Annotated in this window: 1 protein-coding gene; it reads left to right on the top strand. The window is 33.7% G+C overall.

Features of this window, described 5'->3' with window-relative positions:
• On the top strand, window positions 1-1,664 hold a 1,664-nt coding region (locus AA088_RS17395; RefSeq protein WP_157547345.1), incomplete at both ends, for a non-ribosomal peptide synthetase.

Genomic DNA, 1,664 nt, shown 5'->3' with positions numbered 1-1,664 from the left:
TTATCGTCATACAGAAGAACGTGACGATACAATATTAGAAAATTCTGGAATAGAAATTGTAGCTTCTCAGGAACGTTCTAACTATCCCTTCACACTAAACGTAGATAATTTAGAAGAAGAAAAAGGCTTTTTATTAAACATTCAAATAGACGAAAAAATAGATCCAAATCGTATCTTAACATACGTTATCAATACTTTAAAAGAACTAGCTGCACATATTCATAACGACAGACTCAAGGTAACAGATATATCAATACTTCCAGAGTCAGAACAAAATATTTTATTGCATGAGTTCAATGCTACGGAAGTTGAATATCCAAAGGACCAAACTATTGTAGACTTATTTGAAGCACAGGTATTAAAAACCCCCAATGCAATTGCAATTGTATACGAAGATCGAAAATTTACCTATGAGCAATTACATTTAGAATCGAATCGTTTGGCAAACTATCTAATAACCAACGAAACAATAACGATAGGAGATTTTGTAGGATTGAAAATATCTCGTAGTGATCAGTGGATTATTTGCATATTGGGAATCTTGAAAACAGGAGGTGTTTATATTCCAATTGATCCGGCATATCCACAAGCACGTATGGATTATATTGAAACTGATAGTAATTGCAAGTGTATTATTGATCAAGAATTTTTAACATCATACAACGAGGCAAAAGATACATATAATACAACTTTTCCAAATGTTGAATTTGATACAAGTTCATTGGCATATATTATTTACACTTCCGGAAGTACAGGAAAACCTAAAGGTGTCATGGTATCGCACACAGCAGTCATCAATACTACATTGGGACTAATGCCTACCATTCATATGAATGAAGGAGTAAGAAGCTTACAATTTGCCAATCAATGCTTTGATGTTTCTATATGGGAAATTTTAGCACCAATATTTGGTGGTGCCAGTATGTATATTATAGCCGAAGAAAAGAAAAATGATAGTACCTATTTTATAAATTATCTCAAACAACACTCCATAACACTAGCTCTCATTACGCCAGCTTATGTAAAAATGTTAGCTGTAGAAAGTATCGATGACTTACCAATTTTAATTACAGCTGGAGAAGAAGCACCCTTACATCAAGTAAAATTATTTCAGTCACAAGGGGGACGTTATATAAACTTATATGGACCTACAGAAACTAGTATTTTTGCAACTATATATGAAGGAATCATTGAGGATTCGGTTCCGATAGGAAAACCAATCAGTAATACAAAAGCATATATCTTAAATGAAGCGCAAAATCTAGTTCCAATTGGTGTAGAGGGAGAATTATGTATATCAGGAACAGGACTTGCCGAAGGATATTTAAATAAAGAAACACTTACTCAAGAAAAGTTTATACCACATCCATTTGAAACGGGTGAACGCTTATATAAAACGGGAGATGTCGCGCGATGGTTACCTGATGGAAATATAGAGTTTATTGGTAGAAAAGACGATCAAGTTAAAATTCGCGGCTATCGAGTAGAGCTTGGCGAAATAGAGAATGTGTTACTAAGATATGAAAACATAAAAAATTGTTGTGTTCTAGCACGGAAAGATGCCTCAGAAAGTAACTGCTTAGTTGCTTACATAGTTGGTTCAGACATAAATAAACCACAAATGGAAGCGTACTTAAAACAACATTTACCGTCATACATGATTC

The organism is Kordia zhangzhouensis (genome assembly GCF_001005305.1).
Taxonomy (GTDB): domain Bacteria; phylum Bacteroidota; class Bacteroidia; order Flavobacteriales; family Flavobacteriaceae; genus Kordia; species Kordia zhangzhouensis.
The sequence above is the reverse complement of the archived record's forward strand: the minus strand, read 5'-3'. Positions and strand labels throughout refer to the sequence as shown.